The 19589-nt window shown below is 50.3% G+C and carries 19 protein-coding genes; 8 read left to right on the top strand and 11 right to left on the bottom strand.

Annotation, left to right across the window (positions count from 1 at the left end):
* Positions 1 to 6 precede the first annotated feature (6 nt).
* From ACJHX7_RS05810 to ACJHX7_RS05800, 3 genes are all read right to left on the bottom strand, one after another.
* Complete coding sequence (locus ACJHX7_RS05810; protein WP_001530875.1) at positions 7 to 1023, bottom strand: zinc-binding alcohol dehydrogenase family protein; 1017 nt, start codon at positions 1021 to 1023, stop codon at positions 7 to 9.
* A complete protein-coding gene (locus tag ACJHX7_RS05805; protein WP_094029927.1) occupies positions 1020 to 2492 on the bottom strand; it encodes a mannitol dehydrogenase family protein in 1473 nt (490 codons plus the stop codon). The genes ACJHX7_RS05810 and ACJHX7_RS05805 overlap by 4 nt, the downstream gene beginning before the upstream one ends.
* Before the next feature lie 322 nt (positions 2493 to 2814).
* Positions 2815 to 3564: a FadR/GntR family transcriptional regulator gene (locus tag ACJHX7_RS05800; protein WP_000438653.1), complete on the bottom strand. Its 750-nt coding sequence runs from the start codon at positions 3562 to 3564 to the stop codon at positions 2815 to 2817.
* A gap of 251 nt (positions 3565 to 3815) precedes the next feature.
* Between ACJHX7_RS05800 and ACJHX7_RS05795 the strand changes: the two genes are divergently transcribed.
* Positions 3816 to 6035 (top strand): YgiQ family radical SAM protein, encoded by a 2220-nt coding sequence (locus ACJHX7_RS05795; protein WP_094029928.1) that lies wholly within the window; start codon positions 3816 to 3818, stop codon positions 6033 to 6035.
* A 41-nt stretch (positions 6036 to 6076) separates the two neighbouring features.
* Here ACJHX7_RS05795 and yqhH read toward each other — a convergent pair whose 3' ends face one another.
* The 4 genes from yqhH to yqhD form a co-directional block, all read right to left on the bottom strand.
* Positions 6077 to 6334, bottom strand: a complete 258-nt coding sequence (yqhH, locus tag ACJHX7_RS05790) for a lipoprotein YqhH (protein WP_000848523.1) — start codon at positions 6332 to 6334, stop codon at positions 6077 to 6079.
* Between the two features lie 50 nt (positions 6335 to 6384).
* Positions 6385 to 7311 (bottom strand): YbjP/YqhG family protein, encoded by a 927-nt coding sequence (locus ACJHX7_RS05785; RefSeq protein WP_032172030.1) that lies wholly within the window; start codon positions 7309 to 7311, stop codon positions 6385 to 6387.
* A 199-nt stretch (positions 7312 to 7510) separates the two neighbouring features.
* Positions 7511 to 8338 (bottom strand): 2,5-didehydrogluconate reductase DkgA, encoded by an 828-nt coding sequence (gene dkgA, locus ACJHX7_RS05780; protein WP_000013129.1) that lies wholly within the window; start codon positions 8336 to 8338, stop codon positions 7511 to 7513.
* Positions 8339 to 8442: 104 nt separating this feature from the next.
* On the bottom strand, positions 8443 to 9606 hold the full coding sequence (gene yqhD, locus ACJHX7_RS05775; protein ID WP_001058802.1) for an alcohol dehydrogenase: 1164 nt from the start codon (positions 9604 to 9606) through the stop codon (positions 8443 to 8445).
* Between the two features lie 193 nt (positions 9607 to 9799).
* Here yqhD and yqhC point away from each other — a divergent pair, with 193 nt between their 5' ends.
* Positions 9800 to 10699: a DNA-binding transcriptional regulator YqhC gene (gene yqhC / locus ACJHX7_RS05770; protein WP_001298382.1), complete on the top strand. Its 900-nt coding sequence runs from the start codon at positions 9800 to 9802 to the stop codon at positions 10697 to 10699.
* Between the two features lie 39 nt (positions 10700 to 10738).
* Here yqhC and yghB read toward each other — a convergent pair whose 3' ends face one another.
* Complete coding sequence (yghB, locus tag ACJHX7_RS05765) at positions 10739 to 11398, bottom strand: DedA family general envelope maintenance protein YghB (protein WP_000268419.1); 660 nt, start codon at positions 11396 to 11398, stop codon at positions 10739 to 10741.
* Between the two features lie 139 nt (positions 11399 to 11537).
* Positions 11538 to 12725, bottom strand: a complete 1188-nt coding sequence (metC, locus tag ACJHX7_RS05760; RefSeq protein ID WP_022646123.1) for a cystathionine beta-lyase — start codon at positions 12723 to 12725, stop codon at positions 11538 to 11540.
* Positions 12726 to 12976: 251 nt separating this feature from the next.
* Between metC and exbB the strand changes: the two genes are divergently transcribed.
* Together exbB and exbD are read left to right on the top strand one after the other, a co-directional pair.
* Positions 12977 to 13711 carry a tol-pal system-associated acyl-CoA thioesterase gene (gene exbB / locus ACJHX7_RS05755; RefSeq protein WP_000527844.1) on the top strand — a complete coding sequence of 245 codons (735 nt, stop codon included), beginning with the start codon at positions 12977 to 12979 and terminating at the stop codon, positions 13709 to 13711.
* Positions 13712 to 13717: 6 nt separating this feature from the next.
* Positions 13718 to 14143, top strand: coding sequence for a TonB system transport protein ExbD (exbD, locus tag ACJHX7_RS05750; RefSeq protein WP_001240714.1), 426 nt, complete (start codon positions 13718 to 13720; stop codon positions 14141 to 14143).
* Between the two features lie 38 nt (positions 14144 to 14181).
* Here exbD and yghA read toward each other — a convergent pair whose 3' ends face one another.
* Positions 14182 to 15066 carry an NADP(+)-dependent aldehyde reductase gene (gene yghA / locus ACJHX7_RS05745; RefSeq protein WP_000018775.1) on the bottom strand — a complete coding sequence of 295 codons (885 nt, stop codon included), beginning with the start codon at positions 15064 to 15066 and terminating at the stop codon, positions 14182 to 14184.
* A 190-nt stretch (positions 15067 to 15256) separates the two neighbouring features.
* Here yghA and ACJHX7_RS05740 point away from each other — a divergent pair, with 190 nt between their 5' ends.
* Entirely contained in the window at positions 15257 to 15751 is a 495-nt protein-coding gene (locus ACJHX7_RS05740) for a TIGR00645 family protein (RefSeq protein ID WP_000439331.1), read from the top strand.
* A 39-nt stretch (positions 15752 to 15790) separates the two neighbouring features.
* Here the strand turns inward: ACJHX7_RS05740 and gpr are convergent, their stop codons facing one another.
* Entirely contained in the window at positions 15791 to 16831 is a 1041-nt protein-coding gene (gpr, locus tag ACJHX7_RS05735) for an L-glyceraldehyde 3-phosphate reductase (protein ID WP_053294542.1), read from the bottom strand.
* Between the two features lie 156 nt (positions 16832 to 16987).
* On the opposite strand from gpr, the gene yghX reads away from it, so the two are divergent.
* The 3 genes from yghX to hybO all read left to right on the top strand — a co-directional run bounded on the left by yghX (position 16988) and on the right by hybO (position 19588).
* A complete protein-coding gene (gene yghX, locus ACJHX7_RS05730; protein WP_001309763.1) occupies positions 16988 to 17875 on the top strand; it encodes a YghX family hydrolase in 888 nt (295 codons plus the stop codon).
* A 118-nt stretch (positions 17876 to 17993) separates the two neighbouring features.
* Complete coding sequence (yghW, locus tag ACJHX7_RS05725; protein ID WP_001059136.1) at positions 17994 to 18281, top strand: DUF2623 family protein YghW; 288 nt, start codon at positions 17994 to 17996, stop codon at positions 18279 to 18281.
* A 188-nt stretch (positions 18282 to 18469) separates the two neighbouring features.
* On the top strand, positions 18470 to 19588 hold the full coding sequence (gene hybO, locus ACJHX7_RS05720) for a hydrogenase 2 small subunit (protein WP_000145410.1): 1119 nt from the start codon (positions 18470 to 18472) through the stop codon (positions 19586 to 19588).
* Position 19589 lies beyond the last annotated feature (1 nt).

Here is a 19589-nt window from a genome sequence, read left to right as displayed (position 1 = left end):
GTTCCCTTAAAAAGTGATCACACCCTTGACCATATTTTTATTTTCTACAACGTTACGCTGGTAATCTTCGCCAACACTAAAGAAATTGAACGCCTGGTTTTTCATTAAATTTTCGTGAATTTTATTGCTGCGCATCAGTTCAATCACCAACGCAAAATCTTCCCGTGTGGCATTGCGGCTGCTGAGTAACGTTGTCTCTTTTTTATGGAAGGTCGGATCGTCAATAACAAGTTCACCAATGTACAAACCGATGAAAACAATTTTGCCGCCATGACGAATAAGATTTACATCATGACTCATTGAAGCTTTATTTCCCGTCGCATCCAGGACTACGCAAGCCAGTTCGCCGCCAAATACTTCACTAAGCGCGGCAATAAAACCTTCCTGTGTTGGGTCGAAGACATTAATTGCCAGATGATCCACAACGTGCTGGCGACGTTGACAATCAATATCAGCAACAACAACATGCGCCCCTTTAGCCCTGGCGATGGCCGCGGTAGCCAGACCGATTGGCCCAGCGCCAACCACCAGTACGTTTTGTTCAGCCTTGATCTCTGCCCGACGAACGGCATGTGCACCAATGGCGAAACATTCAACCAATGCTCCGGCACTGTCGCTGACCTCGTCAGGGAGAGGCACAAGGTTGTCTTCACGTACCGCAAGGTACTCACTAAAACCCCCATCCTGATGCACGCCATACAGCGAAACACGTTCGCAGCAGTTCGTTTTCTCTTCCCGACAGGCTGCGCACTCGCCACACGGAATGCATGGGATGACGGAATAGCGCTGGCCTGATTGTGCTGTTTGGCACTGGCTGCCTCGCGAAACCGCTTCGGCGCATATTTCATGACCTAATACACGTGGGTAGCTAAAAAAAGGCTGTCTGCCGGCAAAAGCGTGAATATCAGTACCACAAATACCCACAGCTTTGATTTTTAACAGCACTTCATTATCTGCTGGTGTGGGAATATCCTTTTCCACATATTCCATAACGCCAGGCTGCTGACAAATTAATGTTTTCATTTCTGCTCATCCGATAATAATTGGCTGATGGTGGCCTTGATGCCTTTGTTTTTTATATTCGCAAAGGCGATTTTTATTTCATTTATAAATGGCTGATGGTTGCTTAAATCACCAAATATGGCGCTAAGGTGCAGTAATGCGAGCGCCTGTTGCCATGCGTCTTGTTGTTCCTTTATTAGCGCCTGAAATTGGTCATTCATTGGATCAGCGACAGACTGGCTTTTCTCAACAGCATCAATGACATAATGCAACCAACCAGCAACGAGCAGTGACAGAACAGCATTGTTTTGCTTTTGCTGATGTAATTTCAGCCAGGGCGTCAGTGCACGCTGGGGAAGCTTTTGTGAACCGTCCATGGCTATTTGCCCGGTAAGGTGTGCAACGTTACGGTTGCTAAAGCGTTCAATTAACAGGTCGGCGTATTCCTGGATGTTGATATTTAAGTCTGGATTAAGTGTTCGGGCTTGTTCATTAATCATCAGTTGGTGGGTAATGGAACGAAAATTAGCGTCTTCCATGCATTGCCAGATAAACTCATAGCCTGCCAGCGAGCCGTTATAAGCCAGAAATGAATGGCTACCATTTAACATGCGTAACTTCATCTCTTCATAAGGCTGAACATTGCTGACAAACATCGCGCCGGCTTTATCCCATTTCGGTCGTCCGCGCACAAAATTATCTTCGATCACCCACTGACGAAATGATTCGCAGACGATCCCGCAGGGATCGGCATAACCGGTTTTCGTTTCCAGTAAGGCGAATTGCGATTCAGTCATTGCCGGAACAATGCGATCTACCATCGTGCCTGGAAATGAGACATTTTCTTCGATCCACTGAGCCAGGGGCTGGTCCAGTTGTCGGGCAAAACCGAGAACGGCATTGCGCGTCAGATGCCCATTGTCTGGCAAGTTGTCACAGGAGAGCACACTAAAAGCGGCGAGTCCTGTCGCTTTACGTTGTTGCAAAGCACAGACGATCACGCCAATAGCTGACAGAGGCGCATCCGGGTTTTGTAGATCGTGTTGGATTAATCCATTGGTGAGATCAAGTGAACGTGTTTGCGGATCGAGGCAATAACCTTTCTCGGTGATGGTTAATGAAACGATTTTTACCTGAGGTTCAGCCAGTTTATGGATTGCTGCGGCAATGCCATCTCTGGGGGTATGAATACCGCCAGCCACCGAACGCACAAGGCGTGAGGTAGCTTGCGATGCAGATGTTTCCACAACCGAAAACAGCCCATTTTGCGCATTTAAGTTTTCGATCAGTTGAGCATCACCAAACAGGTTGATCTCAAAGATCCCCCAGCGGGTGTCCGAAAGTTGATTAGTGAGATCCGTGTAGACAGCCTGGTGTCCGCGATGAAAAGCGCCAAAACCAATATGGACAATATCTGCCTGTAACCCGTCCCGAGGCCAGGTGGTTACCTGATCATAGTGGGCGGCAGCGATACTTTCGTTCCCTGACATTATGCTCTTACTCCTGGTGGCTTGTGTGTATACCAATTTACATAATTCACTAGACCAAAAACAGAGAGATGCATCACGCTTGCAGAGAAAGGTAAAAGTACGAAACAGAACAACAAGGCGTTATTTATATCTGTATCAATGAGTTATATGAATAAAATGAAAGGAAAGTTTTTTAGAGGTCAGTTTTTGGGATAATTGCCGCTAATCTAAGATATCTGATGATCGTCGATTTATTAGACCAATTGAAAAGAGAGCGTGTACCAGTGGAGGGTGCAACGCAGAGCCGGCGTTATTTTTCCCGCCAGCTCTGGACTAATGAAGGTTAACGAGCGAAGAAAAAGTCATCAAAATCGCTGATGGAAGCGTCTTGTTTGAAGATTTTGATCAGTTCATTTTTGCTGTTTTCCAGATGTCTCCAGGACGCTTCCCTGGCGAGCTCTGAATCTTTCTGTTGTAGCGCAAGGAAAATAGCCCGGTGATCTTCCAGCCATTGCAGACGCAAATGCTTTTCATGCAGGTACTTGTAGTTAAGTTTCTTCCAGCGGGGGTTTTCTGTACGAACTGCCCGCCATAATTCAGCAGCTTGTTTGATGAGTACCCGATTTTGCGTCGCTTCGGCAATAATGCTATGAAATCGGTGATCCAGGTCTTCAAATTTATCACTTTCCGCAGCGATAGCGTTTTCCTGCAATCTAATGATTTTCTTTAACTCTTGTAACTCGTTAAAGCTAATCTGGCTGGCTGCAAAACCAGTAATATTGCTCTCAATCACCTGACGCGCCTGCAACAGTTCAAACGGGCCAATTTCTGAATAGGGCATTAATGATTTCTGGTTGAGCTTATCGGTGGAGTCGACAAAGAAAATCCCTGACCCTTGCTTCACATTCAATACGCCTTTCAGTTCCAGCATAATGATGGCTTCACGAATGGTAGTTCGGCTGGTATTAAACCGCTCGCTCAGTTCACGTTCTGAAGGTAAGCGTTCTCCGGCCTTAAATACGCCTGAATACAGCAGCTCTTCAATCTGTAGACCAATATCGTAATAGCGGCGCTTTGTAATAACCTGTTCCATACCTTGCCTTACTGTGGGTGTCCTCGGATAGCCGATCGTCGTGCAATATGATTTGAACGTTGCTGATCGGCATAAATAGTAGCGGCAGTTGCCACGATACCGCCAGCCTTAAATGTGCTTGCCCAAGTCGGGCAGTGAAAAACCTCACCAGGGTATTTCGCCACCGTTCATCAACATCACTTCATTTCCGCGCGTGATACAGCGTATAATCCCCGGCCTTTGATTATTTTTTTATCATTTCTGGAAGCAAAATGAGCTCTATCTCCCTGATCCAACCGGATCGCGACCTGTTCTCCTGGCCGCAGTACTGGGCCGCCTGTTTTGGACCGGCACCGTTTTTGCCGATGTCACGTGAAGAGATGGATCAACTTGGCTGGGATAGCTGCGACATCATTTTGGTTACTGGCGACGCGTATGTCGATCACCCAAGCTTCGGGATGGCGATTTGCGGTCGTATGCTGGAAGCGCAGGGCTTTCGCGTCGGGATCATCGCCCAGCCAGACTGGAGCAGCAAAGACGACTTTATGCGTCTGGGTAAACCGAATCTGTTTTTCGGGGTTACTGCTGGCAACATGGACTCGATGATCAACCGCTATACCGCCGATCGCCGTTTACGTCATGACGATGCCTACACGCCAGATAATGTCGCGGGTAAGCGTCCGGATCGCGCCACACTGGTTTATACCCAACGTTGTAAAGAGGCGTGGAAAGATGTGCCGGTGATCCTCGGCGGTATTGAGGCCAGCCTGCGCCGTACCGCGCATTATGATTACTGGTCCGATACCGTGCGCCGTTCCGTGTTGGTGGATTCGAAAGCCGACATGCTGATGTTTGGTAACGGTGAGCGTCCGCTGGTGGAAGTGGCGCACCGTCTGGCGATGGGCGAGCCGATTAGTGAAATCCGCGATGTGCGTAATACCGCGATTATCGTAAAAGAGGCGTTGCCAGGCTGGAGCGGTGTGGATTCCACCCGTCTTGATACCCCAGGGAAAATCGACCCAATCCCGCATCCGTATGGCGAAGATTTGCCGTGCGCGGATAACAAACCGGTAGCTCCGAAAAAGCAGGAAGCCAAAGCTGTAACCGTGCAGCCACCACGCCCGAAACCGTGGGAAAAAACCTACGTGTTGCTGCCTTCTTTCGAGAAAGTGAAGGGCGATAAAGTGCTGTACGCCCATGCTTCGCGCATTCTGCACCACGAAACTAACCCAGGCTGCGCCCGCGCATTGATGCAAAAACATGGCGACCGCTATGTATGGATCAACCCGCCTGCTATTCCGCTTTCTACCGAAGAGATGGATAGCGTCTTTGCGCTGCCGTACAAGCGCGTGCCGCATCCGGCTTACGGTAATGCCCGAATTCCGGCTTACGAAATGATTCGTTTCTCGGTCAACATTATGCGTGGCTGCTTTGGCGGCTGCTCTTTCTGTTCTATTACCGAGCACGAAGGGCGCATTATTCAGAGCCGTTCCGAAGATTCGATTATTAATGAGATCGAAGCGATCCGCGACACTGTTCCAGGTTTTACGGGCGTGATTTCCGATCTCGGTGGGCCTACTGCCAACATGTATATGTTGCGCTGCAAATCGCCACGCGCTGAGCAAACCTGCCGTCGTTTGTCGTGCGTTTATCCGGATATTTGTCCGCACATGGACACTAACCATGAACCGACCATCAATCTCTATCGCCGTGCGCGTGATCTGAAAGGCATTAAAAAGATCCTGATTGCCTCTGGTGTGCGTTATGACATCGCCGTAGAGGATCCGCGCTATATCAAAGAGCTGGCGACTCATCACGTTGGCGGTTATCTGAAGATTGCCCCGGAACATACCGAAGAAGGGCCGTTGTCGAAGATGATGAAGCCGGGCATGGGCAGCTATGACCGCTTTAAAGAGCTGTTCGATACTTACTCGAAACAGGCAGGTAAAGAACAGTATCTGATCCCGTATTTCATCTCCGCGCACCCGGGTACGCGTGATGAAGATATGGTGAATCTGGCGCTGTGGCTGAAAAAGCATCGTTTCCGTCTCGACCAGGTACAGAACTTCTACCCATCGCCGCTGGCTAACTCGACCACCATGTATTACACCGGGAAAAACCCGCTGGCGAAGATTGGTTATAAGAGTGAAGACGTCTTCGTACCGAAGGGCGACAAACAGCGTCGTTTGCATAAAGCGTTGTTGCGTTACCACGATCCGGCAAACTGGCCGTTAATCCGTCAGGCGCTGGAAGCGATGGGCAAAAAGCATCTGATTGGCAGCCGTCGCGATTGCTTAGTGCCTGTGCCAACCATTGAAGAGATGCGTGAAGCTCGCCGCCAGAACCGCAATACCCGTCCGGCGTTGACTAAACATACGCCGATGGCGACCCAGCGTCAGACGCCTGCTACGGCAAAAAAAGCGTCGTCTACGCAATCTCGCCTGCAGAATGCTGGTGCGAAGAAACGCCCTAAAGCGGCGGTTGGACGTTAAAAAATATCCCCGGTAACAGAATGCTGCCGGGGATTTTTTTATCATTCTGCGTACATACGCAAGCAGCGCAGGCAGTCGAAATAGTCCTGTGCATCAAGACGCGTATTGGCTCTGTTAGCGTCGGATTTGGCAGCATAGATTTGTGGGCGTAATGCTTTCATATCCTGCTCAAGCCGGGCGATTTTGGCATTTAATGTTTGCACATTGCTCGCCAGCTGATTGACCTTTTGCTCATTGACGCAGCCACTGAGCAAGCAGGTTGCCAGAACAACAGCTCCCACGGTGAAAATCGTTTTCATATAGTGTTCCCTTTTATTTATTGTTCCGGCTAATTGCTATTTAATTCAGCTCATTGTTTTAATCTGGCGGCGGTTTTTGCCTCAATCTGCTTAAGTAGGCTGCCGCTGTTCGGGCGGATAAAATCAGCGATTTTCCACTTACCTTCGCGCCGCTGTAAAACCAGTTCTTGCTCTTCGTTGTTGCCATTGGTCAGCGTAAAACGAACATGAATGCGGGCGGAATCGGCGGTTTTCTCCAGGACACGGATTTCATCAACGCGTGAAAATAACGACTCTTCGCCAAAACAGATCGGATTGTCGTAAATAAATTGCCGTTCTATTTGCATATCTTCATCGGGATTGTTGGCCGTCTTGAAGGTGGTTTTATAGAAAGCATTGACCGCCTGGCGGTAAGGGTCGGAAACCACCCACGTCCACGGCCAGCTATAATCAGCAATATGTTCAAAGAGTTCGGCAACAAAGGCTTCCGGCTGTTCTTTTTGCAACGAAGCTATAGCGGCCAGCGTTTTTTCATTCTCGCTATTAACTGCTTGTAAGACGCTGCCATGATTGCTGACAATATCGTCAATGACCCAACGACCATTTTCCGCCACCATTTTCAGTGTCTGCGTGGTCTTTTCTTTATCGTCTTTAAAGATACGAAAGCGCACAACGGCATCGGCATGATCGGCGTCAGGTTGGGTTATCGCTACGCTTTCTAACACCAGATCGCCAAAATCCTGACAATCACAAACCGGATCATAATCCAGCCAGCCAATATTGCCCGGTAGTGTAAGATTGTCGTTCAGGGTAAGCGCCTGTTGAATACGCGCTGAAGTTATCGCCCGCTCTCCGGTTTCACCGAAATAAGGCGTACTGGCATCTGATTTATAGTTCTGATAAATCTGCCGGACTGTTTGTTCTACGGTCTGTGAAGGAGGCTGCGCGTGTACGGTAAAACTTGCCAGGGCTGCTAAAAACAGAAGTATTATTTTCATCTGTTTTTCACCTCTCCGTTGCGTTTATCCCGGGTGTAGATGAGTTGTTCCTTTAAGAGCTTCCGGCTCTGCATGATGATGTCCTTATATTTGGCATTCCTGAACAAGGAAGAGTAACAATGGGCAGGACGCGAGGGGAATAAATGATTTCTGAAAAGTCCGGTAGCGGAACATTACCGCCACCGGGAGAATTTGCCCGTTAGCCGCCAAACTGGTCAGGATCGGGACCGAGACGCTTGCCCTGATCGAGTTTTGCAATTTCGCCGAGTTCGTCTTTGTCGAGACGGAAATCCCAGACATCAAAGTTTTCGGCAATACGTGAAGGTGTGACCGATTTCGGGATCACCACCAGGCCGCTATCCAGATGCCAGCGGATAACAATCTGCGCCGGGGTTTTGCCGTATTTATCTGCCAGATCGCGAATGACTTTCTGATCGAAAACGCCTTTCCCTCCTTGCGCTAATGGGCTCCAGGATTCGGTCTGGATTTTGTGTGTCGCGTTCCAGGCATGTAGCTGGCGTTGTTGCATCAGCGGGTGAAGTTCGATCTGATTAATAACAGGCGTCACGCCAGTTTCATCAATCAGGCGTTGCAGGTGATGGATCTGGAAGTTGCACACGCCGATGCTTTTGATTAATCCCTCTTTTTGCAATTCGATCATGCCTTTCCATGCTTCGACATAATGGTCGATAGCGGGAACGGGCCAGTGCATTAAGTAGAGGTCGATATAATCAAGCTGGAGTTTTTTCAGGCTGTCGAGCAGGGCTTCGCGGGGGCGCTTGTGGTCGTCGTTCCACAGTTTCGTGGTGATGAACAGTTCTTCTCTGTTGACTGAGGCATTTTTCAGGGCTTTGCCGACACCTTCTTCGTTCTTGTAGGCCGCGGCGGTATCAATCGAGCGATAACCCACGTCTAACGCTTTTTGAATGGCGGTGATTACTTCCTCATTACTTGCTTGCCAGACGCCCAGTCCCAGCTGGGGCATGACATTGCCATCCTGTAGCTTAATAACGGTTGGATTAGCCATACGTTCCTCCTTTATATGAACTCACCGGAGCAGGCTCCGGTGAGGTGTTGTGAACTTAAGTCTGGACGAAATGCCCGAAAACGAAAGTTTGAGGCGTAAAAAGCTTAGCGGGCGGCTTCGTATATACGGCGGCTGACATCCAGCGTAATGTCATGATTTTCGCCCAGTTGGGTCATACCGTGCTCTTCCAGTTTTTTCAACAAAGCCGGGATGGAGCTGCCGTCCAGACCGTAGTCGGAGAGGTGGGTCGGCACGCCTAATTGCTCAAAGAAATTGCGGGTTGCGGCAATCGCGGCGTCAATACGCTCATCGTCGGAACCTTCAGTGATGTTCCAGACGCGTTCAGCATATTGCAGCAGCTTAGCGCGCTTGGTATCGCGTTTTTCATTCCACAGTGCAGGCAGGACGATAGCCAGTGTTTGTGCGTGATCCAGACCGTGCATCGCAGTCAGTTCGTGGCCCAGCATATGCGTTGCCCAGTCCTGCGGTACGCCAGCGCCGATCAAACCGTTCAGCGCCTGAGTCGCCGCCCACATAACGTTGGCGCGCACATCGTAGTTTTCTGGCTCTTTCAGGGCTTTCGGACCATCTTCGATCAGCGTCAACAAAATGCCTTCTGCGAAACGGTCCTGAATTTTGGCATCAACCGGTTTGGTAACATACTGTTCCACGGTGTGCACAAAGGCATCCACTACACCGTTAGCCACCTGACGCGGCGGCAGGGTGTAGGTATAAACCGGATCGAGCACGGCAAATACCGGCTGAACATGGGCAGAATGGAATGCCTGCTTGTCGCCTGTGGTTTTACGGGAGATCACCGCGCCTGCGTTGGATTCTGAACCGGTTGCTGGCAGCGTCAGCACACAGCCCATCGGGATGGCGCTTTTAATCTCTTTACCGCCCGTTTGCAGAATGTGCCACGGATCGATATTTTCCGGATAGTTAGCCGCTGCGGCGATAAATTTGGTGCCGTCCAGTACAGAACCGCCGCCAACCGCCAGCAGGAAAGTCACTTTTTGTTCGCGAACCAGTTTCACGGCGTTCATCAGCGTTTCATAAGCCGGGTTTGGCTCAATACCGCCAAATTCCAGCACGTCCATGCCTTTCAGGGCATCCAGAACTTGATCGAGAACGCCGGTTTTTTTCACGCTGCCGCCGCCGTAGGTAATCAATACGCGAGCATCGTGAGGAATTTGTTCGCGTAAACCAGCGATTGCGCCTTTACCAAACAGAATGCGGGTTGGGGTGTGCAGATTAAAGTTGTTCATTACTTGCTCCCTTTGCTGGGTCAATATGAGGGCAGAGATCGGTCTGCCTGATGTTTTTCATTGTGGTCGCCAGCGCCGTACCTCTCAATGCTCATTTCTGCCAATGTCTTGCCTATTTCTCCAGAGTGCTGGAGAAATGCTGCAAAATTGCGCACAATCAAATTGCCGCATTATTCCTAAGAAATTACGCGATATGAAACGTGAAGAGATTTGCCGCTTGCTGGCGGATAAAGTTAATAAACTGAAAAATAAAGAAAATAGTTTGTCAGAGCTGTTGCCCGATGTGCGTTTGTTGTATGGCGAGACGCCTTTCGCACGCACACCGGTGATGTACGAGCCTGGCATCATAATTCTCTTTTCCGGACATAAAATCGGTTATATCAATGAACGCGTGTTTCGTTATGATGCCAATGAATACCTGCTGCTGACGGTGCCGTTGCCGTTTGAGTGCGAAACCTATGCCACGTCAGAGGTGCCGCTGGCAGGGTTGCGTCTCAATGTCGATATTTTGCAGTTACAGGAACTGTTGATGGACATTGGCGAAGATGAGCATTTCCAGCCGTCGATGGCAGCCAGCGGGATTAACTCTGCCACGTTATCAGAAGAGATTTTATGCGCGGCGGAGCGGTTACTCGACGTGATGGAGCGACCGCTGGATGCGCGTATTCTCGGCAAACAGATCATCCGCGAAATTCTGTACTACGTGCTGACCGGACCTTGCGGCGGCGCGTTACTGGCGCTGGTCAGTCGCCAGACTCACTTCAGCCTGATTAGCCGCGTGCTGAAACGGATTGAGAATAAATACACCGAAAACCTGAGCGTCGAGCAACTGGCGGCAGAAGCCAACATGAGCGTATCGGCGTTCCACCATAATTTTAAGTCTGTCACCAGCACCTCGCCGTTGCAGTATTTGAAGAATTACCGTCTGCATAAGGCGCGGATGATGATCATCCACGACGGCATGAAGGCCAGTGCGGCAGCGATGCGCGTCGGTTACGAAAGCGCATCGCAATTTAGCCGTGAGTTTAAACGTTACTTTGGTGTGACGCCGGGGGAAGATGCGGCAAGAATGCGGGCGATGCAGGGGAATTAAATACGTTCCCGGTACAGCAGCCGGGAACGGGGAAAATCGTCAGGCGTTACAGTATTTTTTTTTAATCACCACAAACAGCGTGCCTAACAAGCCAGCGGTTAACAAGGCAATTGGCAGGATCATCAGGAACGTCATTACCTGATCTTCATGGCGTTTAACGAACGGAATCATACTTAATGCATAGCCGAAACTGGTTACCACGCTGACCCACAGCAATCCGCTTAACCAGTTGAAAAACTGGAAGCGGCGGTTTGGCAAACCGGAAATTCCCGCCATGGTTGGCAGCAACGTACGGACAAATGCAAGAAAACGTCCAGCCAGCAGCGCCAGCAGACCGTGGCGGTCAAACATGCAGGTGGCGCGCTGGTGATATTTAGCAGGAAGCTGTGCCAGCCAGCCTTTCACCGTTTTGGTATTCCCTAACCAGCGCCCCTGAATATAACTTAGCCAGCAGCCCAGACTTGCTGCGGCGGTCAGAATCGCAATCGTAGGCAGAAAATCCATAACCCCCTGGGCAATCAATGCGCCAGCCAATATCAACAAGCTGTCGCCTGGCAAAAATGAGGCGGGCAGCAGGCCGTTTTCTAAAAACAGCGTGGCAAACATGACAAAGTAAACAACGCTAACAATATGAGGATCCGCCAGCGCGGCAAAGTCGTGTTGCCAGAGCGCAGCGATGATATCTTGAATAACAGCCATGGACTTTCCTGTGGAACAGCGTTTAAGCCTTTATCTGCCTATTGTACTCCTGAATCGTCCGGGACGCCTTGATCCCGGACGCAACAATTTAAGACTTTTCACAATAAAATGTCTGCAAAATTGTCCAAAAGTGGCAATGTTATACAATTCGCGCAAAACCGGCGTCCAGATCGGCAATCAGATCGTCGACATCTTCCAGACCAATATGCAGGCGAATCAAGGTCCCGCTAAAATCGATCTCGCCTTGTGGACGAATGGCGGCGATATGTTCTGGTTGATTTGCCAGGATCAACGATTCATAACCGCCCCACGAGTAGGCCATGCTGAATAAACTGAAGTTATCCAGATAGTTCACCAGCTCTTCATCATTGAGTTTTTTCTTAAGCACAAAGGAAAATAGCCCGCTGCTGCCTGTAAAGTCTCGTTTCCAGAATTCGTGGCCTTTACTGCCAGGCAGAGCAGGGTGGTTAACTCGCGCTACTTGGGGATGTTCTGCCAGCCATTCAGCCACTTTCAGACTGCTTTCATGATGTTGACGCAGGCGAACACCCAAAGTGCGCAGGCCACGGCTGGTTATATAGGCGGTATCGGCATCGACCATCTGGCCCATCAGATAGGCATTCTCCCGCAGCTGCTCCCAGCAACGGGCATTGCACACGGCAGTGCCAATCATCGCATCTGAATGCCCCACCAGATATTTGGTGGCGGCCTGAATGGAAACATCAATGCCAAAATCCAGCGCCTTAAACAGCACACCGGCCGCCCAGGTGTTATCGATCATAATGATGGCATCCGGCACCACACTGCGCACGGCGGCAACAATCGCCGGAACGTCGTGGACTTCCATGGTGATGGAGCCTGGGGATTCCAGAAACACGATTTTAGTGTTTGGCTGCACATGTTTAACGATATTTGCGCCAATCAGCGGATCAAACCACGATGTCGTTACGCCCAGTTTGCTGAGGATTTTGCTACAGAAATCCTGACTCGGTTCATAGGCGGTGTTGGTCATCAACACATGATCGCCCTGTTCGACAAAAGCAAGAATAGAATTAGCAACCGCCGCCGCCCCGCAGGGGAACAGCACGCAGCCTGCGCCACCTTCCAGTTCGCACATCGCTTCTTGTAAGGAGAAATGGGTTAACGTTCCGCGCCGTCCATAAAACAACTCGCCATTGGCGCGATTGCGCGTCGCGTGTTTTTTGGCTTCCACACTGTCAAAGACCAGCGAAGAAGCGCGCTGAATCACGCTATTTACCGCGCCGAGAGTGTATTTTTTGCTGCGTCCTGCGTTCACCAGTTGAGTATCAAGCTTTTTGTCCGCCATGTCGGGATTCCTGTTTTTATACGTCTGGATGTCTAAACTAGCATGAATATTCGCGGGCGCATCCTGAAGAATTGGCATAAAGCAGAAAATTTTCGCAAATGGCGTGCTGGTGACTTTTTTACTGCGTAAACGCAAGGAAAAGAAAGCAAAGGTACGGCAGTATGCAAATAGTAATGAGAACGACTATCAATTCGACGTCGTTTTGATATTATTATGCGCAGATTTTGTGACTTGCGTCCTGGAGATACACAGTGGGTAATAATTTAATGCAGACGGACCTTTCCGTCTGGGGTATGTATCAGCACGCCGATATTGTCGTTAAGTGCGTGATGATTGGGCTTATTTTGGCCTCCGTAGTCACCTGGGCAATCTTCTTCAGTAAGAGCGTAGAGTTCTTCAATCAGAAGCGTCGCCTTAAGCGCGAGCAGCAACTGCTGGCTGAAGCGCGTTCCTTAAACCAGGCCAACGATATCGCCGCTGATTTTGGTAGCAAAAGCTTAAGCCTGCATTTGCTCAATGAAGCGCAGAATGAGCTGGAACTGTCAGAAGGCAGCGACGATAACGAAGGTATTAAAGAACGTACCAGCTTCCGTCTGGAGCGTCGGGTCGCCGCAGTAGGTCGTCAAATGGGCCGCGGTAACGGCTATCTGGCAACCATCGGCGCGATTTCGCCGTTCGTTGGTCTGTTTGGTACGGTCTGGGGCATCATGAACAGCTTTATTGGTATCGCGCAAACGCAGACCACTAACCTGGCAGTCGTTGCGCCGGGTATCGCAGAAGCTCTGTTAGCAACGGCAATCGGCCTCGTGGCAGCGATTCCGGCGGTCGTTATCTATAACGTATTTGCACGCCAGATTGGCGGCTTTAAAGCGATGCTGGGTGATGTTGCAGCGCAGGTATTGTTGCTGCAAAGCCGTGACCTGGATCTGGAAGCCAGCGCCGCTGCGCATCCGGTTCGTGTCGCACAAAAATTACGCGCAGGATAATGTCCGATGGCAATGCATCTTAACGAAAACCTCGACGATAATGGCGAAATGCATGATATCAACGTGACGCCGTTTATCGACGTGATGTTGGTTCTGCTGATTATCTTTATGGTGGCGGCACCGTTAGCGACGGTAGATGTGAAGGTGAACTTGCCTGCTTCTACCAGCACGCCGCAGCCGCGCCCGGAAAAACCGGTTTATCTGTCGGTGAAGGCGGACAACTCGATGTTTATCGGTAACGATCCGGTCACCGATGAAACAATGGTTACGGCGCTGAATGCGTTAACTGAAGGTAAGAAAGACACCACCATCTTCTTCCGTGCGGATAAAACCGTCGATTACGAGACGTTGATGAAGGTAATGGATACGCTGCATCAGGCGGGTTATCTGAAGATAGGTCTGGTCGGCGAAGAAACCGCCAAAGCGAAATAAAAATGATGCCCGGTTGCTTTTCACAACCGGGCATTTTTTTAACCTAAATGCTCGCCGCCGCACACACCGTGCACTTCTGCGGTGACGTAGCTCGACTCCTGACTTGCCAGATAAACATATACAGGGGCCAGTTCCGCCGGTTGCCCCGCACGCTTCATCGGCGTTTTCTGACCAAACTGCGGGATCTTATCCTGCGTCTGTCCGCCGGAAATTTGCAGTGCTGTCCAGATCGGGCCTGGCGCGACAATATTCACCCGAATACCTTTCTCCGCGACCTGTTTTGCCAGGCCTCGGCTGTAGTTCAGAATCGCCGCCTTCGTAGCCGCATAGTCCAGTAAATGCGGGCTTGGCTGGTATGCCTGGATTGACGAAGTGGTGATGATACTGGCACCTTTCGGTAGCAGGGGTATCGCTTCCTGGGTTAGCCAGAACAGCGCGAAAACGTTAATGGCAAAGGTCTTTTGAAACTGTTCGCTGGTGAGGTCTGCAATATCAGGAATGGCAACCTGTTTCCCGGCGACCAGCGCCATAATATCCAGCCCGCCTAACGCCTTGTGCGCTTCGTGAACCAGCGAACGGGCGAATTTCTCATCGCTTAAATCGCCTGGCAGCAGAACGGCTTTGCGTCCGCATTCTTCAATGATCTTTTTCACATCCTGAGCGTCTTGTTCTTCTACGGGAAGATAACTAATCGCCACGTCAGCCCCTTCACGCGCGTAAGCAATGGCGGCAGCGCGACCGATTCCGGAATCGCCCCCTGTCACCAGTGCTTTACGATCTTTCAGGCGACCGCTACCAACATAGGTTTTCTCGCCGCAATCCGGTACCGGTGTCATCTTCGCCTGGATGCCTGGCGTCGGTTGTTTCTGTTTGGGATATTCACCAGTGTAATACTGCGTGGTCGGGTCTTTTAAATGAGACATCGTTTTTCTCCCTTCAGGTTCAACGTCCTTTAAGGGTAGACGCTCTCGATGCGTTGATAAGGGAACCAGGAAGATCCCTAAACCTCGGATTTATGCGACAAAGGTTTAACGGATATGTTGATTTGCTGTTGCGCGCTGTTTACTCAATTGCGATATACTGTTGCCCGTTTTAACTACACGACAGGAATGTATGGAACGTTTTCTTGAAAATGCAATGTATGCTTCTCGCTGGCTGCTTGCCCCCGTGTACTTTGGCCTTTCGCTGGCGTTAGTTGCCCTGGCGCTGAAGTTCTTCCAGGAGATTATTCACGTACTGCCGAATATCTTCTCGATGGCGGAATCAGATTTGATCCTCGTGTTGCTGTCGCTGGTGGATATGACGCTGGTTGGCGGTTTGCTGGTGATGGTGATGTTTTCCGGTTATGAGAATTTCGTCTCACAACTGGATATCTCCGAGAACAAAGAGAAGCTGAACTGGCTGGGGAAAATGGATGCAACGTCGCTGAAAAACAAAGTAGCAGCGTCGATTGTGGCAATTTCTTCCATTCACTTACTGCGCGTCTTTATGGATGCGAAAAATGTCCCTGATAACAAACTGATGTGGTACGTCATTATCCATCTGACGTTTGTGCTCTCTGCATTTGTGATGGGCTATCTTGACCGACTGACTCGTCATAATCACTGATCTGATTCGGGCGCGGTTCTCGCGCCCGTTATTAACAGGTCATTTATCGGAAGACGCCTGCCACAGATTCAGCTCGCCATCGGCGATATGCTGATCAATCTGCGCCAGCTCCTCGGTGCTAAATGTCAGATTATTCAGCGCCTGCACGTTCTCCTCAAGTTGCTCCGCGCGGCTGGCACCAATCAATACCGACGTCACTCGCTCATCTTTCAGCAACCAGCTTAACGCCATTTGCGCCATTGATTGTCCACGCTGCTGTGCCATTTCATTCAATAAGCGCAGGCTGTTGAGGTTGGCTTCGGTGAGCATTTTCGGCGTCAGACCACGAACTTTATTCCCTTCACGATGCATCCGTGAATCTTGCGGAATGCCGTTGAGATATTTTCCGGTCAGCAATCCCTGAGCCAGAGGAGTAAAGGCAATGCAGCCCACGCCGTTATGTTGCAGGGTATTCAGCAGGCCGCTTTTATCCACCCAGCGGTTCAGTAAATTGTACGAAGGTTGATGAATTAACAGCGGAATTTTCCACTCGCGCAGTAACTCGACCATTTTTTGCGTCCGCTCTGGCGAGTAAGAGGAGATCCCGACATACAGCGCCTTACCGCTTTGTACCGCATGAGCCAGCGCAGAGGCGGTTTCTTCCATCGGCGTATTTTCATCGACGCGATGAGAGTAAAAGATATCGACATACTCAAGCCCCATACGCTTCAAGCTTTGGTCGAGGCTGGCGAGCAGGTATTTACGTGAACCGCCAGAGCCGTAAGGGCCGGGCCACATATCGTAGCCAGCCTTGGTAGAGATAATCAGTTCATCGCGATAAGCGGCAAAATCCTCGCGCAGCAGGCGACCAAAGTTCTCTTCTGCGCTTCCTGGAGGCGGCCCGTAATTGTTGGCTAAATCAAAGTGCGTAATGCCTAAATCAAACGCTTTACGCAGGATCGCACGCTGTGATTCCAGCGCGTTAACGTGACCGAAATTGTGCCATAAACCGAGCGATAACGCGGGCAGGCGTAAACCGCTTTTTCCGCAATAACGGTACTGCATCTGCCCGTAACGCTCGGGATTCGCTAACCAGACCATGACCTCTCCTTTCCACCATTCAATTTCGAAACAATGTTTCTAGTTTAGCGATTCATCAGCGTGTATCCCGTAGTCTGGCTCACAGAGTGACGAAAAACTGGGCAAAAACACGTGCTTATGCTTTGCTTAAAAAAACACCAACTGAGGAGTGCAATGATGCCGCGTTTAACCGCCAAAGATTTCCCACAAGAGTTGCTGGATTACTACGACTATTACGCTCACGGGAAAATCTCGAAACGTGAGTTCCTCAACCTTGCGGCGAAGTATGCGGTAGGCGGGATGACGGCATTAGCGTTGTTTGATTTGCTCAAGCCAAATTATGCGCTGGCGACTCAGGTAGAGTTTACCGACCCGGAAATTGTTGCTGAGTACATCACGTATCCTTCGCCAAATGGTCACGGCGAGGTGCGGGGTTATCTGGTGAAACCCGCAAAAATGAGCGGCAAAACGCCAGCCGTGGTGGTGGTGCATGAGAATCGTGGACTGAATCCGTATATCGAAGATGTGGCACGGCGAGTAGCGAAGGCGGGGTATATCGCCCTGGCACCTGACGGCTTAAGTTCCGTTGGAGGTTATCCGGGAAATGATGATAAAGGTCGTGAGCTGCAACAGCAGGTTGATCCAACCAAACTGATGAATGATTTCTTTGCCGCAATTGAGTTTATGCAACGCTATCCGCAAGCGACAGGCAAAGTGGGTATTACCGGATTTTGCTATGGCGGTGGTGTATCGAACGCGGCGGCTGTCGCGTATCCGGAACTGGCCTGCGCGGTGCCGTTTTATGGTCGACAGGCACCCACCGCCGATGTGGCGAAGATTGAAGCGCCTTTACTACTCCACTACGCGGAACTGGACACCCGAATCAACGAGGGCTGGCCTGCTTACGAGGCGGCGTTGAAAGCCAATAATAAGGTCTATGAGGCGTATATCTATCCGGGGGTTAATCACGGATTCCATAATGATTCCACGCCCCGTTATGACAAATCTGCCGCCGATCTTGCCTGGCAAAGGACGCTGAAATGGTTCGATAAATATCTCTCCTGATAGGTTTATCTCTTACGGGATTACGTCTTAAACAAGCATGAAAAAATAGCGTGCGCAAAAGTCGTTCTTTGCCTAAAATATCGCTATATATGACAATATATAGCGAATGAGGTGAACGATGAATAACCATTTTGGTAAAGGCTTAATGGCGGGATTAAAAGCAACGCATGCCGACAGTGCGGTTAATGTGACAAAATTCTGTGCCGATTATAAACGCGGTTTTGTATTAGGCTACTCACACCGGATGTACGAAAAGACCGGAGATCGCCAGCTTAGCGCCTGGGAAGCGGGTATTCTGACGCGCCGCTATGGACTGGATAAAGAGATGGTAATGGATTTCTTTCGTGAGAATAATTCCTGTTCTACGTTGCGCTTTTTTATGGCCGGTTATCGCCTCGAAAATTGATCAAACATACGTATTATCTTGCTTTAATTAATTACACTAATGCTTCTTCCCTTCGTTTTAGCGCCCCGCCGCAGTATCATGATATCGATAACCATAATAAATGTGTGGTAAATGGCGCATCGATCGCATTATTGATTTTGCGATTGAGGCAAAATATATGCCAGGTCTTCGCAACGGAATAACTATAAATGACTGGAGATAACACCCTCATCCATTCTCACGGCATTAACCGTCGTGATTTCATGAAGCTTTGTGCAGCATTAGCCGCCACCATGGGGTTAAGTAGCAAAGCCGCTGCAGAGATGGCCGAATCGGTTACTAACCCGCAGCGTCCGCCAGTTATCTGGATTGGCGCGCAGGAGTGTACCGGTTGTACGGAATCTCTGCTTCGTGCAACGCATCCAACGGTAGAAAACCTCGTGCTGGAGACTATCTCTCTGGAGTATCACGAAGTGCTTTCCGCCGCCTTCGGTCATCAGGTCGAAGAGAACAAACATAACGCTCTCGAGAAGTACAAAGGGCAGTATGTGTTAGTGGTGGATGGTTCCATCCCATTAAAAGATAATGGTATTTATTGCATGGTTGCCGGTGAGCCGATTGTGGATCACATCCGCAAAGCGGCGGAAGGCGCAGCAGCCATTATCGCTATCGGTTCCTGCTCTGCGTGGGGCGGTGTTGCCGCAGCTGGAGTTAACCCAACCGGCGCAGTCAGCCTGCAAGAAGTTCTGCCGGGCAAAACTGTAATCAACATTCCTGGCTGCCCGCCGAACCCGCACAACTTCCTCGCGACCGTTGCGCACATCATCACTTACGGCAAGCCGCCGAAACTGGATGACAAAAACCGTCCGACTTTCGCCTACGGTCGTCTGATTCACGAACACTGCGAACGTCGCCCGCACTTCGATGCTGGTCGTTTTGCCAAAGAGTTCGGTGATGAAGGCCACCGCGAAGGCTGGTGCCTGTACCACCTCGGCTGTAAAGGGCCAGAAACTTACGGCAACTGCTCAACGCTGCAATTCTGCGATGTTGGCGGTGTGTGGCCGGTGGCGATTGGTCACCCGTGCTATGGCTGTAACGAAGAAGGTATCGGCTTCCATAAAGGCATCCATCAGCTTGCCAACGTCGAAAACCAGACTCCGCGTTCACAGAAACCGGATGTTAACGCTAAAGAAGGCGGCAACGTCTCTGCGGGCGCTATTGGTTTGCTCGGCGGTGTGGTTGGGCTGGTTGCCGGTGTCAGCGTGATGGCGGTGCGTGAACTGGGTCGTCAGCAAAAGAAAGATAACGCTGACTCACGGGGAGAATAAC

Source organism: Escherichia sp. WS1451, from assembly GCF_046487365.1.
GTDB lineage: Bacteria > Pseudomonadota > Gammaproteobacteria > Enterobacterales > Enterobacteriaceae > Escherichia > Escherichia coli.
Note: the sequence above shows the minus strand (reverse complement) of the source record. Positions and strands in the feature narration are given on the sequence as shown.

Excerpts from the sequence above, each read along its gene's own strand:
- ACJHX7_RS05810 (WP_001530875.1), bottom strand. The coding sequence starts at position 1,023 with ATGAAAACATTAATTTGTCAGCAGCCTGGCGTTATGGAATATGTGGAA.
- ACJHX7_RS05805 (WP_094029927.1), bottom strand. The coding sequence starts at position 2,492 with ATGTCAGGGAACGAAAGTATCGCTGCCGCCCACTATGATCAGGTAACC.
- ACJHX7_RS05800 (WP_000438653.1), bottom strand. The coding sequence starts at position 3,564 with ATGGAACAGGTTATTACAAAGCGCCGCTATTACGATATTGGTCTACAG.
- ACJHX7_RS05795 (WP_094029928.1), top strand. The coding sequence starts at position 3,816 with ATGAGCTCTATCTCCCTGATCCAACCGGATCGCGACCTGTTCTCCTGG.
- yqhH (WP_000848523.1), bottom strand. The coding sequence starts at position 6,334 with ATGAAAACGATTTTCACCGTGGGAGCTGTTGTTCTGGCAACCTGCTTG.
- ACJHX7_RS05785 (WP_032172030.1), bottom strand. The coding sequence starts at position 7,311 with ATGAAAATAATACTTCTGTTTTTAGCAGCCCTGGCAAGTTTTACCGTA.
- dkgA (WP_000013129.1), bottom strand. The coding sequence starts at position 8,338 with ATGGCTAATCCAACCGTTATTAAGCTACAGGATGGCAATGTCATGCCC.
- yqhD (WP_001058802.1), bottom strand. The coding sequence starts at position 9,606 with ATGAACAACTTTAATCTGCACACCCCAACCCGCATTCTGTTTGGTAAA.
- yqhC (WP_001298382.1), top strand. The coding sequence starts at position 9,800 with ATGAAACGTGAAGAGATTTGCCGCTTGCTGGCGGATAAAGTTAATAAA.
- yghB (WP_000268419.1), bottom strand. The coding sequence starts at position 11,398 with ATGGCTGTTATTCAAGATATCATCGCTGCGCTCTGGCAACACGACTTT.
- metC (WP_022646123.1), bottom strand. The coding sequence starts at position 12,725 with ATGGCGGACAAAAAGCTTGATACTCAACTGGTGAACGCAGGACGCAGC.
- exbD (WP_001240714.1), top strand. The coding sequence starts at position 13,718 with ATGGCAATGCATCTTAACGAAAACCTCGACGATAATGGCGAAATGCAT.
- yghA (WP_000018775.1), bottom strand. The coding sequence starts at position 15,066 with ATGTCTCATTTAAAAGACCCGACCACGCAGTATTACACTGGTGAATAT.
- ACJHX7_RS05740 (WP_000439331.1), top strand. The coding sequence starts at position 15,257 with ATGGAACGTTTTCTTGAAAATGCAATGTATGCTTCTCGCTGGCTGCTT.
- gpr (WP_053294542.1), bottom strand. The coding sequence starts at position 16,831 with ATGGTCTGGTTAGCGAATCCCGAGCGTTACGGGCAGATGCAGTACCGT.
- yghX (WP_001309763.1), top strand. The coding sequence starts at position 16,988 with ATGCCGCGTTTAACCGCCAAAGATTTCCCACAAGAGTTGCTGGATTAC.
- yghW (WP_001059136.1), top strand. The coding sequence starts at position 17,994 with ATGAATAACCATTTTGGTAAAGGCTTAATGGCGGGATTAAAAGCAACG.
- hybO (WP_000145410.1), top strand. The coding sequence starts at position 18,470 with ATGACTGGAGATAACACCCTCATCCATTCTCACGGCATTAACCGTCGT.